We start from the raw sequence: 18721 nt of genomic DNA, 5'->3' as shown, positions 1-18721 counted from the left end.
TTGACACCGATTGGTAGAGAGGCTTTTGTATTCTTTGTACATAAAGATAACCCGGTTGAAGAATTATCGATTGGGCAGCTCCAAGGTATTTACTCTGGTAAAATCACGAATTGGCAGGAAGTTGGCGGAAATAATGAAAAAATTCGTGCGTTTCAACGGCCTGAAGGAAGCGGTAGCCAATCGGCTCTAATGAATGTAATGGATGGGGTTCCCTTAATGGAACCACCGTCAGAGGATATCGTTTCAGCGATGGGTGGGATTATTCGTGAAAAAACTAATTACCAAAATAGAAAAAATGCGATTGGTTTTTCTTTCAGGCATTTTTCACAAGATATGGTCGATAACGGGAAAATTAAAAACATTGCGGTTGAAGGGATTCTCCCTACAAAAGAGAATATCCAAAACGAGACGTATCCGCTTGTAGATAACTTTTACGCCTTCACCTCGAATCACGAGCATCCTCATGATCAGCCTTTTATTGAATGGATGCAATCTAAACAAGGACAATGGCTTGTCGACCAGACTGTATACGTTCCAGTGAGGTAAAATGTACAAACTCATTAATCATCCCCTTACACCGTTGGTTCAAAATAACGTTTAAAAGGGGATGGTTTTATTATTTAATCTAGTTGAAAGAGTTTTTTTATTCATCATTCTGTTTTTTTATATACTATATTTTTATAGTAATTTGAAAGCATGATCATCAATACATGATAAGGGAGGTTATTAAGAACATTTTTTTGGTTAAATTTTAAAATTTTTGCTTTTACTAGCAGCCAATCTAATAAGAGTCGGTAACCTAGAAATTTTACATTGACGAATAGACTGTTCTTCACATCCTTGGTTCGTGCTGTAAAAAAGCCAACGATTATGGAGTATAGCGGCATAAGGATAAAATGTTCATACCATGTATGACGGTGAAACCCAAACCTCAATTTCCCCATGAAGGATTCAAGAAATAAAATATTTACAGAGGTTACCATGATTAAATTAAAGGAAGAAACAAATAAAATAGCTGGAGTGCGTTTCTTTAGGTGTTCATCCCATTTACTAGTAATCCAAAAATAAATAGGTAACAAAACCAGCGTATACGTTGTTTTCCACCAATATTGAGTATAGATACCCAGCCGAACGAATAAATGTTCAATCGAGGCAAAGTAGATGCTAGCAAACAATTTGAATTTCCAGCCTAAATGAAAACTGGTAATAAATAATGCGGTAAAAGGAATGAAAATGGCTTGTGAAAAGACTGCTCCGAGTATACTATCTAGATTTTTATTTTTTAACATAGCTGGCTTGTAACGGTAGGCTTTAAATAAATTATACGTAAAGTACTCAAAAATGTACGCCATGCCTATATTTGATATCAAGGCAACAAATAATTGTTTGCGATTTTTATTTTTATAAAAAGTAAAGATGAGTAAGGAAGAATGGATAATGAGCAATATTAGGTAAGGATATTTATTATAACTTTTTCTCCGCCTCATATAAGACTCCTTCCGAAAGAATGATTTGAAAAAGACTAAGCATAATCCATTCCTTCCATCTTTGCTTCCAACACTTTCTCTTTGAATTCTACCCCCTTGTGAGCAGTTAATATTTGTTGTCCAGTCTTTAAAAATTGAATAAGTTCTTTTTCAGGCAAATGGGTTAGGTTAAACGGGAAAGAGTCCATCTTTTTAACAAATTCGACAACTCTCTTTAATGCCTCAGTGCCATCATGAGTCAAAGTTACCCTTTTAGATCTTGGTTTTAATGGATGAACAGACAGGGTAATGTAGCCTTTTTTTTCAAGCGGGCGAAGCAACCGAGTAACAGTCGAACAATGCCAACATCCTAACTGGCTAATTTGTGAGGGCGTAAGGGTCCCATTATTTGTTGATAGTAAAAATAAGATATGTTGTTGAGCAGGTGTAAGGTTGAAAGTTCTTCCTAATTTAGCCCAATGCTCATCTAAACAAAAATACAACGCACGTACCGTTAAGAGGATATTCTGTTTTTGCAATAAATTCATTTTAAATTCTCCTATCTTGGAACACGATTGTAGATACAAGTATTATGATTTGATGGAGATAGAAAATATATGCATAAATTAAAGGAAGTGAGTTAGAAGGGATTTGAAAGTTAGGATGTGGATTGGCATAGTACTTTGAAAAGAGAGTTCATCCTAACCTATAGACATAAAAAAACGCTCAGAGACGATCTAAGCGTTCGTTTACCACTGAAAAGGTTCTGTCGTGTTAACGTATTTATCCCGTTATTTGAGCAACTGTCTTAGTTGTTCGGCATGTTTTTTATTTGCATCAATAACTTCCTTAACTTATTGTCGGCTGTCGGAATCCAAATCCCCCTTAACAAGCTCCTCTGAATATTGAACTCCATAGTTAACTACCCCGTGTAGGGCGTCATCAATCATTTCGGTTGGGTTATCTGGTGTCATGACTTTGTGCATAAAGCTATGTATTGACCCAGAAAACCCTTCGTCGTCTGCAGGTACCCCGCCTAGGTTTTGAATCCGCTCAGCTAATCTTTGAGTATTAAGTTTGCTTGTCTACTGCATCGCCTGAAAGGAATGTTTTAACTCTTGATTGTCGGTCTTTTGAATATAGTGTTCAAGCGATCTAATCCCCATGTAGGTTCCTCTAAGCAATGTGTTTAATTCCTCAATAATAATATCCTTTGACATTAATTATCACATACCTTCATTCTATTATGAAAACTACTAAGGGGGATTATTCTTTGGTTTAGATTTAAATCACACCATTTTAAAAAATATGGTTCCAATGCATAGTAAAAGAAAAGATAAGAAACAATAGGATGTGATAATAAATGGGTTTATTATCCAATTTTTTTTATTTTGAGAGTAATCTAAAAGGAGAATGACAAATGTCTAATGTAAAATTAGCTGTAATCTTTTACAGCATGGGTGGAACAAACTATCAACTAGCTCAATGGGCGGAAGCAGGTGCAAAAGAAGCGGGTGCTGAAGTTAAGGTATTAAAAGTAGAAGAATTAGCACCACAATCAATCATTGATCGAAATGAAGTGTGGAAAGCAACGGTAGAAGCAACAAAAGATGTACCAATCGCAACCTCAGACGATCTTGAGTGGGCAGATGCCATCATCTTTAGTGTCCCTACACGATTTGGAAACATGCCATCCCAAATGAAACAATTCCTTGATATCCAGGGTGGATTATGGGCAAGTGGAAAAACAATTAACAAAGTAGTAAGTGCCATGACATCTGCACAGAATCCACACGGTGGTCAGGAAGCAACACTGTTGTCCTTATATACATCGATGATGCATTGGGGTGCGATTATCGCAACCCCTGGTTATACGGACCCAGTGATCTTTGGTTCTGGAGGAAATCCATATGGAACAAGTGTGACAGTAGGTCAGGACGGAAAGATGATAGAAGATGTAGAAGCAACTGTTAAACATCAAGCCAAGCGCACCGTGACAGTTGCAGAATGGGTAAAGAAAGGGTCACAATGATCTGAAATAAAGGAGGCTTACTAGGGATAAAACTGTTATGGTTTTATCCTTTTTATTTTACAGAGGGAAACCTTTTCGCCTTAAATTGTCACTCAATTTTTTTACAAAGGATTTACATCCTCAAAAGAATATGTAATATTTAGATAACTGATTAATAAGGAGCGTGATGTTTTATGAAAATGATTCTCCGTAGTCATATTAAATGTTTCATTCATCAAAATGAGGGGGATTTACGTTAGATCATTGTTGAATCCTCCTACCAATAAGGAGGAAAACATTTGTACGAACTAGAAAAGTTAGGTTATCAATCGATTTTTGAGCATGATATTCATGCAAAATACGCAATGGGGCGCATTGCAACCCATTCCAATGGTATTTATAAAATTCTTTCACCTCAAGGTGAATTTCAATCCCAGTGTTCTGGAAAATTTTATCATCTTGCAGAAGAGCCTAGGGACTTTCCTTGTGTCGGAGATTGGGTTTTATTTGAACCGCTAATTGCCGACGGAAAAGGAACCATTCATAAGGTTTTGGAACGCAAAAGTCTTTTATCACGTCATGGAGCAGGAGAAAAGAAAGAAGAGCAGCTTATGGCGGCGAATGTAGATATTGTTTTTTTAGTAAATGGATTAAATGAATTTAACCTGAGAAGGATGGAACGTTATTTAATCCAGGTATATGAAAGTGGAGCAACCCCTATCTTGATCTTGACGAAGCGAGATTTATGTGAGGATGTCGAAGCAAAGGTGAAAGCTGTTGAGAAAATCGCCTGGGGTGTACCGATAATTGTGGTGGATACACTTAGTGATAGTATGGAACCGATTAAAGCACATCTTTCAGTAGGGAAAACAGGGGCACTGATTGGGTCTTCGGGTGTTGGGAAATCGACATTGATTAACCGCTTAATGGGAGAAGATATTCAAAAAACACAAGGAATTCGTGACGCGGATGCAAAGGGAAGGCACACCACCACCCATCGAGAGCTCTTTCTTTTACCCAAGGGGGGAGTCATCATCGATACACCAGGCATGAGGGAGCTCCAGTTATGGTCGGGTGAAGAGTCTACGAACGAGACTTTTCAAGATATTTTAGGTATAGGTCAAGCGTGCAAGTTTCGAGATTGTCAACATAATCGAGAACCAGGGTGCGCGATTAAACAGGCCATAGAAAATAATCAACTTTCTATAGAAAGATATAATAGTTATCAAAAGTTACAACGTGAAACAAAGTTCCTTGATCTCAAAGACAAGTATGGGACCCATCACGCGGCGCGACTTCAAGGAAGGGAAATTCGCAAGAAAAAGAAATAAGAGAAATAGGAAATGACTCTGTTAAGACGAATTCGCTTATGAATTCGTCTTTGTTGTTTTTTAGGAGCAGTAAAATATTATGGGAATATGAGGGTTATTAACAGGAATTACAAAACGAACAAAGTACACTCCGAAAACATAGGCATATGATAAGTTGAAAATTCTTTGAAGGGAATGACCAATATGTATCATAATCCTAGAACCAACCTAATCGATTATCCATATATGAATGTTAATACACAGGGTTATAGCTCAAATTATATGGCAAGAACCTCCCTGGGATTGGAACAAGAGGCACTTGAAGCGCTGCTTGCGGGAATGAAAAGAGAAGCTTCTGCCATCGACATTTATAGTCAATTATTTTATATTGCACCAAATCGGAATCATAAAAATACCATTCAACATGAATTAGTAAACAAAAATGCCCGTTTGAAACAATTTACCGACTTATATATCGCGCTCACTGGGAGGCAACCTGTATACCAAATCGATAAACCTAGTATTAAAAATTATCATGATGGGCTTCAAAAAGCTTATGAAGCAGAGGTAGAAGGTTCTCAGGAATATTGGAAGAGTTATTTTCTTACTCAAAATCCACAAGTTCGAAGTGTATTATCATGGGCTTTTCTAGAAGAAGAGGAGATTGCTACACGATTTGAAGGGTTTCAAGAGGGCGGTGGGCAGAAACTAAAAGATTATGGACCAAATCCATTTGTCATCAATATTGATGAGGCGACTAAACAAAATGATACGTTTCGTACTGCCTTATGGACAGGAGATCATTTACAAGTAACACTCATGAGTATCGATGTTGGAGAAGACATTGGCTTAGAAATTCATCCAGACCTCGATCAATTTTTAAGGGTAGAACAAGGTCAAGGTGTTGTTCAAATGGGGGATAGCAAAGAACAATTAGATTTCCAAGAAAATGTATATGATGACTATGCCATCGTCATTCCAGCAGGCAAATGGCATAACCTAACCAATACTGGGAATGTACCACTTAAATTGTACTCTATCTATGCCCCTCCTCAGCATCCGTTTGGAACCGTTCATGAAACGAAAGCAGAGGCAATGGAAGCTGAAGAAAACCATCACTAGGAAAATCGGAAATAAATCTGTACAAGGATGAAAAAGCTTGGTTGCTTTTTTCATCCTTATTTTTATGTGTGATGAGCTTTAGGGGGAGTTATTCCTTAATTTTCAATCCCAACAAAGCTGCAAAACCGATTGCTTGTTGTGGAGAAACTTCGCAACCAGGTAAATCTTCTAGGCCGACACTTAGAGCTTGAAAAGTGGAAGTACTAATATCTGTTCCTTTGAGTGGGGTACGGGTAAAGTTAACTTCATCTAAGTCGCACCGTTCAAATTTTATTTTATTAAATCGGCATTCGTAAAAATCCGCATTTATTAGCGAACTCTCTTCAAATCTAACTTGTTTTAAACTTCCATAACCGAAAGAACTTAAATTCAAGTTGCAATTCTGAAATAGAACATTCCCAATATGGGACTCCGTCAGATTCACCCCTAATAGTTTGGAATTTATAAATTCAACTCGGTGGATGCTAGCCCTCATTAAATCACAATTAGACAAATCGCAGTGTTCGAAAACTACGTCAGTTAACTCGATGTTTCTGAACGAGACCTCGCTAAAGCTAACATTTTGAAAGACAACCTGAGTAAAATCTAGTTTATCGATATCAACTCTGTCGATTGTACAATTGGCAATGATGCAAGTATGTAAAAAGGGTTCCTCCTGATCGAAAATATCTTGAAAGTTGGCCTTAGGTAAGTTTTCGGAAACCTTAGGTTTTTCTATTTTTATTTTTTGTGCCACAGTGATCTTCACCTTTAAGTTTAGAATGTCATGCTAATGTAAAGGTAACATAAAAGCTGGGGCGAATGATATAGAGATTATATAGTTCTATTTTCTTGTTTTTTACCCAATATTTGCAAATAAATTACAATAAAATAGCATTTTCCCTATTACAATATTAGAATTTAATTTATAATCTATTAGGTAGCATTACAGTTACATAAGAAGTAAGTAGGGGAAGAAGTGGGAAAAACATTTATTAAAATTGCAGCGGTCTATTTTTCAATCGGAGTGTTACTTGGGATGACAATGGGAATCATACATGACTTTAGGTTGACTTCTCTCCACGCTCATGTGAATTTATTGGGATGGGTTTCGACAGCCCTATTTGGTGTTATTTACTCCATTTATGCATTAGCGGCTAAAACACAGCTAGCTAAAATTCACTTTTGGCTTCATAACATCGGGCTCCCAGTTATGATGATCGGGTTGTTTTGTGAGTCATTTGGCATTACGGTCGGTGTACCTATTATGATTGTTGGTTCATTAGCTGTTGTCATCGGTACAATTATCTTCACGATTAATATCTTTAAAACATTGAACACAAGCTCAATTCAAAGTTCAAATAAGGATTTACATGCATAATTCGGATAGTAAAAGGGACTTTCTTCTAGGGAAGTTCTTTTTATTTGGAGGAAGCGTGAAACGGTATTGTTCTCATCAGAGTACATATTTGATAGACTATTTCTATCGGGATCTAATAAGTAGTTGAGGAGAAGATGATGAGGAAACCATTAATAGGTGTATTACCATTATATGATGCTGAAAAAGAAAGCTATTGGATGTTACCAGGATACATGAAAGGAGTCGAAGCTGCCGGGGGAATTCCCGTTATGCTGCCGTTAACGACTGACCATGCGGTGATTCAGTCATTAGCTGAATCGTTTGATGGTTTTCTTTTTACAGGAGGCCAGGATTTGAATCCGAATTTATATGGTGAGAAAATTGAAAGCTTCTGCGGGGAGCTATGTGCGGAAAGGGACCTAATGGAAGAGCATCTCTTTAAACTAGTAGTAGAACTAGACAAACCTGCTTTTGGAATATGTCGTGGTGTTCAATTGTTTAATAGCTTATTAGGCGGTACTCTTTATCAAGACATACCGACTCAGTTCCATTCAGAGCAACAAGTCTTTCACAAGCAACAGCCACCTTATACAGTACCTGCTCATCCGGTTTACATAGAAGAAGGAAATGCACTTTATGAAATTGTAAAATCGAATTCTTTAATGGTGAATAGCTACCATCATCAAGGAATTAAAAAGCTTTCAGAGCAATTAAGAGCGGTGGCACAAGCGGTAGATGGTTTGACAGAAGCTGTTTATATGCCAGGTAAAACCTTTGTTTTTGCTGTGCAGTGGCACCCAGAGTTTAATTATCACCTGGATGATCATAGTTTCAGGCTTTTTAGTACCTTCGTTGACCAATGTAGAAAAGTTTCGGTTTAATTTAGTAATGTTAAAGATAGGAAATTGCTTTTAAAAAGAGTGAATTCGAATGTCGAGTTATGATGATTAACTTTGGACCTGAAAACAAATAGGAGGTACATAAGATGGAGATAGGGTTAAGTACATTTGTCGAGACTACGCCGGATGTAAAAACGGGTGAGGTCATTAGTCATGCGCAACGAATTCGGGAAGTCGTGGAAGAAATTGTTTTAGCTGATCAAGTAGGCTTGGACGTGTTTGGTGTCGGGGAGCATCATCGTGAGGATTACGCGGCTTCTGCCCCAGCTGTTATCCTTGCAGCAGCGGCGTCACAAACGAAAAAAATTCGGTTAACGAGTGCGGTTACCGTCCTTTCTTCTGCCGACCCGGTTCGTGTGTTTCAGGATTTTAGCACTTTGGATGCGATATCAAATGGTCGTGCGGAAATCATGGCAGGGCGAGGTTCATTTATCGAATCGTTTCCTTTGTTTGGCTTTGATTTGAACGACTATGACGACTTGTTTGAAGAGAAATTGGACCTGCTTCTTAAAATAACAGAATCCGAAAAAGTCACTTGGAAAGGGGGTCATCGTCCCGGTATTCAAAATCTTGGTGTCTACCCACGCCCGGTTCAAAATCCATTGCCTGTTTGGATTGGCAGTGGTGGAAACTCTCAATCAGTCGTACGGGCGGGGCTCCTTGGGTTGCCGTTGGTTCTCGCGATTATTGGCGGTCGACCAATACATTTTGAGCCACTAGTGCGACTCTATAAGAGGGCCGCTGCTAAAGCAGGTCATGACGTCTCGAAATTGACAGTAGCCTCGCATTCCCATGGTTTTGTTGCTGAGACTACTGAGGATGCGGCAGATAAATTCTTTCCTTCGACACAACAGGCGATGAACAAGTTGGGAAGAGAACGTGGATGGGGACCTTATGATCGCTCTAGCTTTGATTTTGCGCGTAGCTTTGAAGGTGCTTTATACGTAGGAGATCCAAAGACGGTTGCGGACAAAATTATTTATCTACGAAAGAACGTTGGCATTACCCGTTTTATGCTTCATGTCCCAGTTGGCACCATGCCGCATGATGAGGTGATGCGTGCGATTGAACTTTTAGGAAAAGACGTGGCTCCGATGGTCCGCGAGGAAATAGCAAAGTGGGAAGCTAGTGGTGAAGGCAAAGAGTAGCTTCGAGCTTTAGACAATTAAAATGAGAAACACGAGCGATTTGAGAATGATCGCTCGTGTTTTTGTTTTATGTACATTTCTTTTCTTTAATTTCCTCTAATAAGGAAATCACTTTTTCATTCTGCTCAATGATTCTGTCATTTTGCTTCCTAAGTTTCGTGAAATCGAACATAAAAATGATAAGGATTACCGTGATGAAAATAAGCATGTACTCCACCCCTAAATTGCTTGTTTATGAGAATTGTACCATTTGTTAGAATCCAAAAGGTTAAAAAAACTTATTATTAAATACCTTTGCAGAGGGCGATTTCATAAAAAGGAAATAGATGTACACACTAATTTAGGAGGTGAGAAAACTGGAAAAGCAGGATAAAAATCGTTATCATAATGACGAAACGAATGAACAACCACAAGGCTTTTTTGCGTCATTAGAGAGCTTAAGCAACAACCTCTTGGATCTTGTGGTGGATGATGAACCTACTAACAAACAGGAAGATCAAATGCATTAAAAGAAAAAACGCCAATAGGCGTTTTTTTATTCTACCACTATTTTTTTTTCTTCTTTGAATTGTCTAGAGCAGCAAGCTTCGTCTTATCAATGGTTTTTAATGCAACTTGAACATGGATATGCTTATCATCCACACTTTCAACAGTAACAACCTTCCCTTTACGGCCTTTAATGGATATCGCATCACCTTCTGAGGGTGCTTGCTTACGAAACTGACACAGTAAAACTGTTCTGTTTTCAATAAAAGAAATAACAAACATGTTGGACCCCACCTGTTCCATAAAATATGTGTTCATGCCCATTAGGCATCCTTCTATAAAACTATAGGATGAGGAGAAAATTTAGACCAAATTAAAAATAAAAACATTGTTTTTTCGCCTTTAACTTACTAAAAACAGCTGATGGATGGAAGTGATTATCAGCCGCTAGCTGGTGTTGTTCATTGACCATGTTTTTAACGAATATGGTACAATCGAGTATGAGCTAATTCAGCTGTCCATATATTTAAGCAGTATGATGCGTCATCTTAAAGGAAGGAGCGAGTCTTTTTGAATGTAAAATTAAGTCATAAAATGATAAAAGAGAAATGTGGGACCGTCTCCTTCAAAAGAGGGGACGCTTTTTATCGTGGGAATCATGTTGTATTTAAAGAACATAGTTTAACTCTATGCAAAGCAATAGTTAAAGGAGTAGAGGACTTTCAGGTCACAATCGAGAAGCAGGAAGATGGAAGACTTCATACATCCTGTAGCTGTCCGAAATTATCATCCTTTCAAAAGGATTGCCAGCATATCGCCGCCGTTTTAATTTCAATTTACGAGCAGCGAAGAGAAACATCTAATGAAAGTCTACCGAAAGCGGACACTAAACCGGAACCCGAAATTACTGAAAGCTTTCTCACCTTATTTGACGATCAGTCTAAACGAAAAAGTGTTCATCAGCTTCATTTTGAAAACAGAGAAGTTCTTGCAGTCCAGTTAATCTTTAAGCCTGTTACAGAAGAAAATGGCCAATCGATGATGGGGATTTCACTCAAAATTGGTGGAATGATAGTCAAACAATTACGCTCATTATTATTGAACATCGCAGAAGGGAAGCCTGAAAAAATAAACGCTTCATTTCTCTATGACCCTACACAACATTGTTTTTTAAAAGAGCATGATAGCATTCTACAACAATTGATAGAAGTGATTCAGGATAAGAAGGTTTTAGCAGCATCAGAAGAAAACATATCGAACGAAGAAGATGAAATTCTGATCTTACCACCTTCGGCTTGGAATCAAATGGTGCCGTTGCTGACAAAAGCTCCTTCTGTCCATCTAGAGTATGATGGTAAAACTGTAGAAGGGCTGCAGCTTGCGAATGGACCACTCCCATTAGATTTTGCGGTAGAAAAGAGTGAGAAGGATCGTTTTCACTTGCATGTAAAGGGTCTGACAAGCATCGTTGTGTTAAAACCTTACCATTCGATTATTGCTGATGGAAAATTATTTGAGTTGACTCGGGATGACTTTCACAGGCTTACTGAATTAACTCAAATGATTGATGCTTCCGGAAGGAACTACCTCCCACTAGCTAAAAATCAGCTTGGCTTTTTTATGGAAAAAGTTGTTCCAGGTTTAAGGAAGATAGGTGCTGTTCATATACCGATAGCATTTACGAAGGAGTTTATCCAGACGCCACTTGTAGCAAAGCTCTACCTCGATCGCGTGAACAATCGATTGCTTGCCGGGCTCGAGTTTCATTATGAAAAGATTGTATTTAACCCTTTGGATGAACGGGAGGCTCATGCAGCAACAATTTTGATAAGAGATGAGGAAAAGGAAAATCAAATTCTTAGTTTGATGGAGGAGAGCTCATTTGCTCAGACAGAAAGCGGTTATTTTCTACATAATGACCAGCTAGAATACGAGTTTTTAACTCATATTGTTCCAAAACTTCAAAAGCTTGTTCAAATTTACGCCACCACGGCTGTGAGAAATCGAGTTTTTCGTGGAACGGTTGCTCCAAAAATTAGCGTGAAAATAAAAAAAGAACGAACCAATTGGCTCGAATTTAAGTTTAAAATGGACGGTATTCCCGAAAATGATATCCGCGAAATTCTTCAAGCTTTGGAAGAAAAACGCAAGTATTACCGTTTGCGAAATGGCTCGCTCCTCTCGTTAGAGACAAAAGAATTTCAAGAAATTGAACGTTTTCTGAAGGCTCTTCCTGAACAAACGGAGGATTACGAAAGAGAATTTAATTTACCTATCGTCCGAGGTCTTCAGCTTTTAGACTCGATAAACGAAAGTGGTGCCTTCGACTATGAGGAGTCTTTCTATCAGTTTCTTGACAAAATTCACCATCCAGAACAATTGGAGTTCGAGGTGCCGAATAGGTTAGTGCCAATCCTAAGGGACTATCAAGTCCATGGCTACAAATGGATGAAAACCCTTGCCAGCTATAACTTTGGAGGCATTCTTGCGGATGATATGGGGCTCGGCAAAACCGTGCAGGCAATTGCCTATATTGTTTCCGTGCTTGAAGAAGTTCGAGCTAAGAGGCTACCAGTATTGGTTGTTTGCCCTACGGCTTTAACGTATAACTGGTTAAGTGAGTTTATGAATTTTGCTCCAGAGCTGCAGGCCATTGTAATAGATGGGACTCAGAAGGAACGATCTGAACTTCAGAAGGAAATGAACGATATGGACGTAGTGATTACCTCATATCCGTTGCTACGAATAGATTTGATCTGGTTTGAAAAGCAAGTCTTTCATTCTGTGTTCTTTGATGAGGCACAAGCCTTTAAAAATCCTTTGACGCAAACAGCGCGAGCGGTCAAGAAAATTCAAGCCAATCATCGTTTCGCACTTACAGGTACGCCAGTGGAAAATTCAATTGAGGAACTTTGGTCCATCTTTCATGTCGTGTTTCCAGAGCTTTTCCAGGGATTGAGAGAGTACAGTCATCTTTCGAGAGCGACGATTTCACGGAGGATTCAACCGTTTATGCTGCGACGGGTGAAGGAGGATGTTCTTTCTGAGCTTCCGGAAAAAATCGAGTCGATGGAATCGGCAGAGCTTTTGCCAGAACAGAAACAACTTTATGCTGCGTATTTGGCAAAGCTTCGACATGACACCTTAAAACATTTAGACAAGGATACACTCCGTAAAAATAAGATAAGAATCCTTGCTGGTTTGACAAGGCTTAGGCAAATTTGTTGTCATCCCGGTTTGTTTGTCGATGGCTATAAGGGAAGCTCAGCGAAGTTTGAACAGCTGATGCAAATCGTTGAAGAATCCAAGCACTCAGGACGTCGCGTATTAATTTTCTCACAGTTTACGAAAATGCTTGAGCTAATTGGCCGTGAGTTAGCGATTCGTGGCTTGCCTTTTTACTATCTTGATGGTCAAACGCCGTCTGAAGAACGAGTGAACATTTGTAATCAATTCAATGCTGGCGGTCGGGACTTTTTCCTTATTTCCCTAAAAGCAGGGGGAACAGGTCTTAACCTGACGGGGGCAGATACTGTTATTCTTTATGACTTATGGTGGAATCCGGCAGTTGAGGAGCAAGCGGCAGACCGAGCCCACCGAATGGGGCAGTCTAATACCGTGCAGGTTATTAAATTAGTAGCACGGGGAACAATTGAAGAGAAGATGAATGAACTACAAGAGAAGAAGCGACATATGATTGATGAGATTATTGGCTCACAAGAAAAAGCCAACTCAACTCTTAGCGAAGAAGATATTCGGGAGATTTTAAATCTTTAGGAAAAGAGGTATGCTTAACGAAAGCTTCTTAGTAGTTGTTTAATTTAAAAATATTGTGGGAAAATAAAATGATTATATGATTCATTCAATTAATATGCTACTATGTAACTTATCAAAGGATGTGAAAAAACATGATTAAAATTGAAATACCTACACCAGATCTTACGATTACTGAGAGACAACAACAACGAACAGAAGAACAGCCAGAAATTAAGCCTATTTATGGCTTCATTGATTTTCATTTGATTCCACGAGATAAGGGTGGCATTTTCTTATTTTACAATATAAATGATGAGCTTCTTTTTGTTGGGAAGGCACGTAAGCTGCGTCAAAGAATTAAAAAGCATTTTGAAGACAATGTATCACCAATCAAATCCCACCGAGATGAAGTCTATAAAATTGAGGTATGTATCGTAGACGACCCGATGGATAGAGAAATTTATGAAACGTATATTATCAACAAACTTCAGGCGAAGTATAATGTAGACAAAGTGTTCTTTCGATAAGAAGGAACGATTTAAGTAAAGGGGAAGCCAATCCTCAATGAATTGAGTTGAGGAGGGCTTCTTTTTTGTTACCCTAAATTTGCCTCACATTCTTTACTTTTAAGAGGAAACAGCTTTTAGTAAACACCCACTGTTGCAGGCAACAGTGGGGTGTGATGGTTAGCGAGACGCTTGCTTCCACTCCGTTCTTAGTAATGAAAAGGCGCAGGCATCGTGATTTTGCTGGTTTTGATAAAGGTAGCCTCTAAGCAGACCTTCATTTTTAAAACCTAAGCGCTGTAACAAGTATATGGATGGTTCGTTCTGCGGGTAAGTGACAGCTCCCAACCGAAACAATTGTAACTCCTCAAAAGAAAAGCGTAGGACCTCTTTTACGGCTTCAGTGGTAATCCCTTTATTCCAATATAAAGGGTGCAACTCATAGCCAATTTCAGCTTTTTTCCCCCGCAAATTAAGGTTATTTAATCCAACAGTTCCAACAAAGGTCTCTGTATTTTGTAATAGGATCGCCCAACGCATGCCTTTATTGTTTTCAAAGGTATTGTGCATAGACTCTATCATACTTTCGGCATCTTCAATGGTTTTCAGGCTGTCCATTCCGTAATACTTTGTCACTTCATCTCGAGACATGATGTCAAAATAGCTTTCAGTATGTTTTTTTGATACTTGTACCAATTCGAGTCGTTCTGTTTTTAGTACTTGAAATTCCATATCCTAGTCTTCCTTTCAAAAAATCGGTCTTTATTCGTATTAACAATTGGTCTTCCTTTCGATATGAATGAGGCGAATTCCTTTATCATACGAATATTTTTATTTGCAACTTTTTTCTTTTACTGCCTGAATATTTAGGTTATGGTATTGGAGTCAGGATGTCCATAAAGGAAATGACTGGATTTACCCAATTTTCCAGTTTATGATAGTAATAACGACTGGAAGCTATTTGAGAGGGGGAGTGTAATGGGGACGATTGCTGAACAACTTAGTGGTGAAGCCCATTTAACCAGTGCAGAAAAGAAAAAAATTATCTTCTTAAGTTGTTCTGTGTTATTGTTTTCTGTCATGAATGGAACGATGTTTATGATTGCTGTTCCGGACATTGCGAGATCCTTTTCTCTCTTGCCTTCACAGGTTAGCTGGGTTGTAACAGGGTACATAATTATTTATGCAATTGGAGCATTAATGTATGGCAAATTAGCAGATATCTATCCGTTGAAAACGTTATTAACGATTGGACTTAGCTTGTTTGCGACGGGTTCTATAGTTGGTTTCTTTGCTCCGAACTATCTATTTGTTATTCTAGCACGGCTGATTCAAGCATCCGGGGCCTCATCAATTGTCGCACTCGTTTTTATTGTTCCTTCAAGATATTTTCCAGAAGAAAGAGGCCGGATATTAGGAATTGTTTCGAGCACAATGGCTTTTGCCTCAGGAATCGGTCCTGTCATTGGTGGATTTGTCGCAGGGGCATTGAACTGGCAATTTTTATTTTTAATTTCGGCAACTGTGTTCATTACGATTCCGTTTTTTCGGATTTGGATGCCAAGAGAGGAAAAAAAAGAAGGGAAAGTGGATGTTCTTGGTGCGATCCTCATTGCATTCGTAGCCGCTTCTCTTATCCTCTCAATTACGACATTTAACTGGTGGTTTATCCTAATTAGCGGCGTCTTCTTTAGTTTATTTGCTTGGAGAACTTTCAAGAGTGACAATCCCTTTATTCATCCTAGCTTGTTTCGGAACGTGCCTTTCAGAACAACCATTTTCTCTGGCTTTCTGGCGATTATCACAATGTTTGGTCTGATGTTTATGCTGCCTCTGATGTTAAGTGAAATCAATGGACTAACGACGCTTCTCATTGGACTGACACTATTTCCAGGTGCTATGGCTGCTGCTTTTATGGGGAAATGGGCTGGAATATTAACAGATCACCGCGGCAGTAGGCAAATTGTTTTTTTAGCTTTTACGCTAATGATTACCGGGTTTCTATTACTATCGACCTTTAATGGCTCGCCAGCTTGGGTGATTGGGATTATTGTTGTGATTAGCTATATTGCTTTTCCTTTTATTCAAACAGCGACGGCGGAAATCATCTCAACTGTATTGCCTAAAAATGAAATTGGGGTAGGCATGGGAATTTATAATTTATTCAATTTTATGGCTGGGGCCTTCGGGAGTGCGATTATTGGAAGAATATTAGATTACGAGAGTACGGTTGTTCTCAATCCTTTTTCAAATGCACAAGGTAATGCGATTATCTATAGCAATGTCTTCTTGGGTTTAATCTTCCTGACCATTATGAACGGATGTTATTTTTACCTTGCATTTAAAAATAACGAATAGGGTTAAGATTATAAATGGGCCTGATTCGATTGATACCGAAACAGGTCCAAAACCATATTTAATTAAGCTTTTATAAAGTGAATCTGTTGAGTTTTATTGATAATAAATAAAGCTAAAATTCCTTGTTTATAATCAAAATTCCCTCTTGACTAATTAAACTGTAGCATTTAAAGTTACAGTAACCAGTCATTCTAAAGAGTTGGATGAAGGACCATGAATAGTGGGTAATTTTGGCTGAATTTTAGATGTTTCAATACCAACACACTAGTTCGTTTATAAATAGCGGACTGAGGGAGAGGTTAATAAATGGTAACACTATTTACAACATCAAGTTGTACGTCTTGTCGAAAAGCAAAGGCATGGCTTGAGGAAAATAAAATTGATTACGTTGAAAGAGATATTTTAGCGGAGCCCCTCACAAAAGAAGAAATCAAATCAATCCTTTTGATGACAGAAGATGGAACCGACGAAATTATATCAACGAAGTCGAAAACGTTTCAAGAGTTGAATATGAATATTGATGCTCTGCCATTACAAGAGCTCTATACTGTTATTATAAAAAATCCTAAAATGTTACGTAGACCGATTATTCTGGATGAAAAAAGACTACAGGTTGGATATAACGAGGAAGAAATCCGTAGTTTTCTACCAAGAAAGCTTCGTACCTTCCGGATGTTAGAAATCCAAGATGTGGCGAATTAATCATAGAACATGAATGAACATGAATGTACCCTTCTTCATTAGTGAACGAACCACTTTGCTTGACTAACCTATCTGTAATGTTTATTATCACAGTACAACGTTGTTACATTTTTTATATTTGCAATATTGTTTTAGGAGGCAGGCTATGAACAGTGATTTTACTCTTGCCATTCACAGTTTAACGCTTCTTGCTCTCCAACCTGATCGGATGGCAACAAGTGATGTCATCTCAGAGAGTGCCGGAGTACACCCAGTGCGTATTCGTAAAGTGTTAAGTTTATTAAAAAGGCATGGATTTATCAGAACGAAAGAAGGTACCGGTGGTGGGTTTATTTTCGCCTCTGAATTAAGTGAAGTGAATCTATGGGATATTTATAAAATTACCTCTGAAGGTGCCTTGCAGCCAAAATGTCCTGAATCAAATGAAAAATGTATTGTTGGGGCAAACATGCAAAAAGTCTTGTTTTCTATTTTCTTAGGTGCTGAAGAACATCTAGGTGAATTTTTAAAGAATTATACGATTAAGGAAGTTGTTGACCTTATTAACCATGAAAGATAATACTGTAGTGGTTAGTGTCGAGGTAGTCTCTTTTTAGCTGAAATGTAATGAAAATAATTACAGTTCGTCCAATAAAATGCTAGTGAATGAAAGTAAATAATAAAAGTAGGTGACAATGCATGGGGACAACTAACCATTCCATCCTAAATATTGGCGATTGGGTGAAAGGCGAAACACGTGAAGGGGAATTGATTATCGGGTATGTTGAAACCTTTACGTTAATTGAAGAAGTGGTCAGCATAAAGGTAGTGACTAGTGATAATCAAGAAATAATAGGGAAAACCGTTCAGATCTTAACGAAGCAGGTGAAAATCTTACCAAATTCACAGGTAACCAATAAAGAACAAGTTCGCTTTTTAATTGACTTAGCCTTATCCACTGGAGACGAGGACTGGTTCCTTGAGCTTTCTGCGAAACTAAAGGCAATGAATCAGCTTGTAGAGGGAGCTGTTCATTAAGTTTAAGTGAGAGATATTCTATATAGTAAGAGAATTTAAATCAGTCCTATCTTTGGAGCTGATTTTTTTTGTTTCCCTATAAGCTCATTTATCCCTTACTGATGAATACACCTGATGTAATCAGTGGGAATGATTGTGGGAATACTGATTATATGTGTAATCAGGAAATTAGTCAGGAGGGTCATGATGCCGCGAAAGCCTGCACAAACCAGCGAAGAAAATGAACTTGAAACAGACGAGCCTAAGGCAACTGGAAAGGAACCGAAAGATGACAACAAGGATGAGATCCAAAACTTGAATCGGATGTTGGCTGCTGTTTTAATCTATCTTTCAGATGATGAAGTGGAGGAAATCGATATTGAATACCTTCTTGATAACACGGAGGGCCTTAGAGAATGGTGGGAGCAATACCGTGAAAGTAACAAAAAACAAGTAGAGGAAGAAATAAAAAAGTCTCTAGGGGATTTATCATTGAAAGAACTCGAGACAATCCTTGAGCAGATAAAGGATAAGAAAGAATGAGGTATATTTCAAGATGTACATCTTGAGATTGAATATGGCGTATCTAAAGCATTCCTATAAAACCAAGGAATGCTTTCAT

Annotated in this window: 21 protein-coding genes; 14 read left to right on the top strand and 7 right to left on the bottom strand. The window is 38.2% G+C overall.

Translation table 11 applies throughout. From position 1 onward, the window contains the following. The gene (locus tag LG336_RS17470; protein WP_404328759.1) at positions 1-546 is read left to right on the top strand and encodes a substrate-binding domain-containing protein; all 546 of its coding nucleotides are present in this window, start codon (positions 1-3) and stop codon (positions 544-546) included. Positions 547-650: 104 nt separating this feature from the next. Here the strand turns inward: LG336_RS17470 and LG336_RS17465 are convergent, their stop codons facing one another. The 3 genes from LG336_RS17465 to LG336_RS17455 all read right to left on the bottom strand — a co-directional run bounded on the left by LG336_RS17465 (position 651) and on the right by LG336_RS17455 (position 2686). Then, on the bottom strand, positions 651-1487 hold the full coding sequence (locus LG336_RS17465) for a hypothetical protein (RefSeq protein WP_404328758.1): 837 nt from the start codon (positions 1485-1487) through the stop codon (positions 651-653). 35 nt (positions 1488-1522) lie between these two features. After that, positions 1523-2014, bottom strand: a complete 492-nt coding sequence (locus LG336_RS17460; protein WP_404328757.1) for a MarR family winged helix-turn-helix transcriptional regulator — start codon at positions 2012-2014, stop codon at positions 1523-1525. Positions 2015-2551: 537 nt separating this feature from the next. Beyond that, positions 2552-2686 (bottom strand): hypothetical protein, encoded by a 135-nt coding sequence (locus tag LG336_RS17455; RefSeq protein WP_404328756.1) that lies wholly within the window; start codon positions 2684-2686, stop codon positions 2552-2554. 200 nt (positions 2687-2886) lie between these two features. On the opposite strand from LG336_RS17455, the gene wrbA reads away from it, so the two are divergent. The 3 genes from wrbA (at position 2887) to LG336_RS17440 (ending at position 5909) form a co-directional block, all read left to right on the top strand. Next, positions 2887-3498, top strand: a complete 612-nt coding sequence (gene wrbA, locus LG336_RS17450; protein ID WP_404328755.1) for an NAD(P)H:quinone oxidoreductase — start codon at positions 2887-2889, stop codon at positions 3496-3498. 278 nt (positions 3499-3776) lie between these two features. Next, positions 3777-4808, top strand: coding sequence for a ribosome small subunit-dependent GTPase A (gene rsgA / locus LG336_RS17445; RefSeq protein ID WP_404328754.1), 1032 nt, complete (start codon positions 3777-3779; stop codon positions 4806-4808). Between the two features lie 183 nt (positions 4809-4991). Further along, complete coding sequence (locus LG336_RS17440) at positions 4992-5909, top strand: cupin domain-containing protein (protein ID WP_404328753.1); 918 nt, start codon at positions 4992-4994, stop codon at positions 5907-5909. A gap of 88 nt (positions 5910-5997) precedes the next feature. Here LG336_RS17440 and LG336_RS17435 read toward each other — a convergent pair whose 3' ends face one another. Then, positions 5998-6645, bottom strand: coding sequence for a pentapeptide repeat-containing protein (locus LG336_RS17435; RefSeq protein WP_404328752.1), 648 nt, complete (start codon positions 6643-6645; stop codon positions 5998-6000). 222 nt (positions 6646-6867) lie between these two features. On the opposite strand from LG336_RS17435, the gene LG336_RS17430 reads away from it, so the two are divergent. The 3 genes from LG336_RS17430 to LG336_RS17420 all read left to right on the top strand — a co-directional run bounded on the left by LG336_RS17430 (position 6868) and on the right by LG336_RS17420 (position 9295). Further along, on the top strand, positions 6868-7269 hold the full coding sequence (locus LG336_RS17430) for a cytochrome-c oxidase (protein WP_404328751.1): 402 nt from the start codon (positions 6868-6870) through the stop codon (positions 7267-7269). A 134-nt stretch (positions 7270-7403) separates the two neighbouring features. Beyond that, positions 7404-8129 carry a gamma-glutamyl-gamma-aminobutyrate hydrolase family protein gene (locus tag LG336_RS17425; RefSeq protein WP_404328750.1) on the top strand — a complete coding sequence of 242 codons (726 nt, stop codon included), beginning with the start codon at positions 7404-7406 and terminating at the stop codon, positions 8127-8129. A 104-nt stretch (positions 8130-8233) separates the two neighbouring features. Next, the gene (locus LG336_RS17420) at positions 8234-9295 is read left to right on the top strand and encodes an LLM class flavin-dependent oxidoreductase (RefSeq protein ID WP_404328749.1); all 1062 of its coding nucleotides are present in this window, start codon (positions 8234-8236) and stop codon (positions 9293-9295) included. Between the two features lie 67 nt (positions 9296-9362). Here LG336_RS17420 and LG336_RS17415 read toward each other — a convergent pair whose 3' ends face one another. Then, positions 9363-9503, bottom strand: a complete 141-nt coding sequence (locus LG336_RS17415) for a hypothetical protein (RefSeq protein ID WP_404328748.1) — start codon at positions 9501-9503, stop codon at positions 9363-9365. A 338-nt stretch (positions 9504-9841) separates the two neighbouring features. After that, positions 9842-10063, bottom strand: coding sequence for a hypothetical protein (locus LG336_RS17410; RefSeq protein WP_404328747.1), 222 nt, complete (start codon positions 10061-10063; stop codon positions 9842-9844). A gap of 288 nt (positions 10064-10351) precedes the next feature. On the opposite strand from LG336_RS17410, the gene LG336_RS17405 reads away from it, so the two are divergent. Both LG336_RS17405 and LG336_RS17400 read left to right on the top strand, forming a co-directional pair. Then, entirely contained in the window at positions 10352-13558 is a 3207-nt protein-coding gene (locus LG336_RS17405) for an SNF2 helicase associated domain-containing protein (RefSeq protein ID WP_404328746.1), read from the top strand. Positions 13559-13689: 131 nt separating this feature from the next. Then, positions 13690-14064, top strand: coding sequence for a nucleotide excision repair endonuclease (locus tag LG336_RS17400; RefSeq protein ID WP_404328745.1), 375 nt, complete (start codon positions 13690-13692; stop codon positions 14062-14064). A gap of 159 nt (positions 14065-14223) precedes the next feature. Here the strand turns inward: LG336_RS17400 and LG336_RS17395 are convergent, their stop codons facing one another. Then, positions 14224-14775 carry a GNAT family N-acetyltransferase gene (locus LG336_RS17395; protein ID WP_404328744.1) on the bottom strand — a complete coding sequence of 184 codons (552 nt, stop codon included), beginning with the start codon at positions 14773-14775 and terminating at the stop codon, positions 14224-14226. Positions 14776-15021: 246 nt separating this feature from the next. Here LG336_RS17395 and LG336_RS17390 point away from each other — a divergent pair, with 246 nt between their 5' ends. The 5 genes from LG336_RS17390 to LG336_RS17370 all read left to right on the top strand — a co-directional run bounded on the left by LG336_RS17390 (position 15022) and on the right by LG336_RS17370 (position 18642). Further along, positions 15022-16401, top strand: a complete 1380-nt coding sequence (locus tag LG336_RS17390; protein WP_404328743.1) for an MFS transporter — start codon at positions 15022-15024, stop codon at positions 16399-16401. Positions 16402-16707: 306 nt separating this feature from the next. Beyond that, complete coding sequence (gene spxA / locus LG336_RS17385; RefSeq protein ID WP_404328742.1) at positions 16708-17103, top strand: transcriptional regulator SpxA; 396 nt, start codon at positions 16708-16710, stop codon at positions 17101-17103. Positions 17104-17248: 145 nt separating this feature from the next. Continuing rightward, complete coding sequence (locus tag LG336_RS17380; RefSeq protein WP_404328741.1) at positions 17249-17662, top strand: RrF2 family transcriptional regulator; 414 nt, start codon at positions 17249-17251, stop codon at positions 17660-17662. Positions 17663-17781: 119 nt separating this feature from the next. Further along, on the top strand, positions 17782-18120 hold the full coding sequence (locus LG336_RS17375) for an IDEAL domain-containing protein (protein ID WP_404328740.1): 339 nt from the start codon (positions 17782-17784) through the stop codon (positions 18118-18120). Between the two features lie 183 nt (positions 18121-18303). Then, positions 18304-18642, top strand: coding sequence for a hypothetical protein (locus LG336_RS17370; protein WP_404328739.1), 339 nt, complete (start codon positions 18304-18306; stop codon positions 18640-18642). Positions 18643-18721 lie beyond the last annotated feature (79 nt).

It is taken from the genome of Mesobacillus maritimus (assembly GCF_044803185.1).
Lineage (GTDB): Bacteria > Bacillota > Bacilli > Bacillales > Cytobacillaceae > Mesobacillus_B > Mesobacillus_B maritimus_B.
Note: the sequence above shows the minus strand (reverse complement) of the source record. Positions and strands in the feature narration are given on the sequence as shown.

Bases quoted from the DNA above. Each gene is read 5' to 3' on its own strand.
- LG336_RS17465 (WP_404328758.1), bottom strand. From the start codon at position 1,487: ATGAGGCGGAGAAAAAGTTATAATAAATATCCTTACCTAATATTGCTC.
- LG336_RS17460 (WP_404328757.1), bottom strand. From the start codon at position 2,014: ATGAATTTATTGCAAAAACAGAATATCCTCTTAACGGTACGTGCGTTG.
- LG336_RS17455 (WP_404328756.1), bottom strand. From the start codon at position 2,686: ATGTCAAAGGATATTATTATTGAGGAATTAAACACATTGCTTAGAGGA.
- wrbA (WP_404328755.1), top strand. From the start codon at position 2,887: ATGTCTAATGTAAAATTAGCTGTAATCTTTTACAGCATGGGTGGAACA.
- LG336_RS17440 (WP_404328753.1), top strand. From the start codon at position 4,992: ATGTATCATAATCCTAGAACCAACCTAATCGATTATCCATATATGAAT.
- LG336_RS17425 (WP_404328750.1), top strand. From the start codon at position 7,404: ATGATGAGGAAACCATTAATAGGTGTATTACCATTATATGATGCTGAA.
- LG336_RS17420 (WP_404328749.1), top strand. From the start codon at position 8,234: ATGGAGATAGGGTTAAGTACATTTGTCGAGACTACGCCGGATGTAAAA.
- LG336_RS17415 (WP_404328748.1), bottom strand. From the start codon at position 9,503: ATGCTTATTTTCATCACGGTAATCCTTATCATTTTTATGTTCGATTTC.
- LG336_RS17410 (WP_404328747.1), bottom strand. From the start codon at position 10,063: ATGTTTGTTATTTCTTTTATTGAAAACAGAACAGTTTTACTGTGTCAG.
- LG336_RS17400 (WP_404328745.1), top strand. From the start codon at position 13,690: ATGATTAAAATTGAAATACCTACACCAGATCTTACGATTACTGAGAGA.
- LG336_RS17395 (WP_404328744.1), bottom strand. From the start codon at position 14,775: ATGGAATTTCAAGTACTAAAAACAGAACGACTCGAATTGGTACAAGTA.
- LG336_RS17390 (WP_404328743.1), top strand. From the start codon at position 15,022: ATGGGGACGATTGCTGAACAACTTAGTGGTGAAGCCCATTTAACCAGT.
- spxA (WP_404328742.1), top strand. From the start codon at position 16,708: ATGGTAACACTATTTACAACATCAAGTTGTACGTCTTGTCGAAAAGCA.
- LG336_RS17380 (WP_404328741.1), top strand. From the start codon at position 17,249: ATGAACAGTGATTTTACTCTTGCCATTCACAGTTTAACGCTTCTTGCT.
- LG336_RS17375 (WP_404328740.1), top strand. From the start codon at position 17,782: ATGGGGACAACTAACCATTCCATCCTAAATATTGGCGATTGGGTGAAA.
- LG336_RS17370 (WP_404328739.1), top strand. From the start codon at position 18,304: ATGATGCCGCGAAAGCCTGCACAAACCAGCGAAGAAAATGAACTTGAA.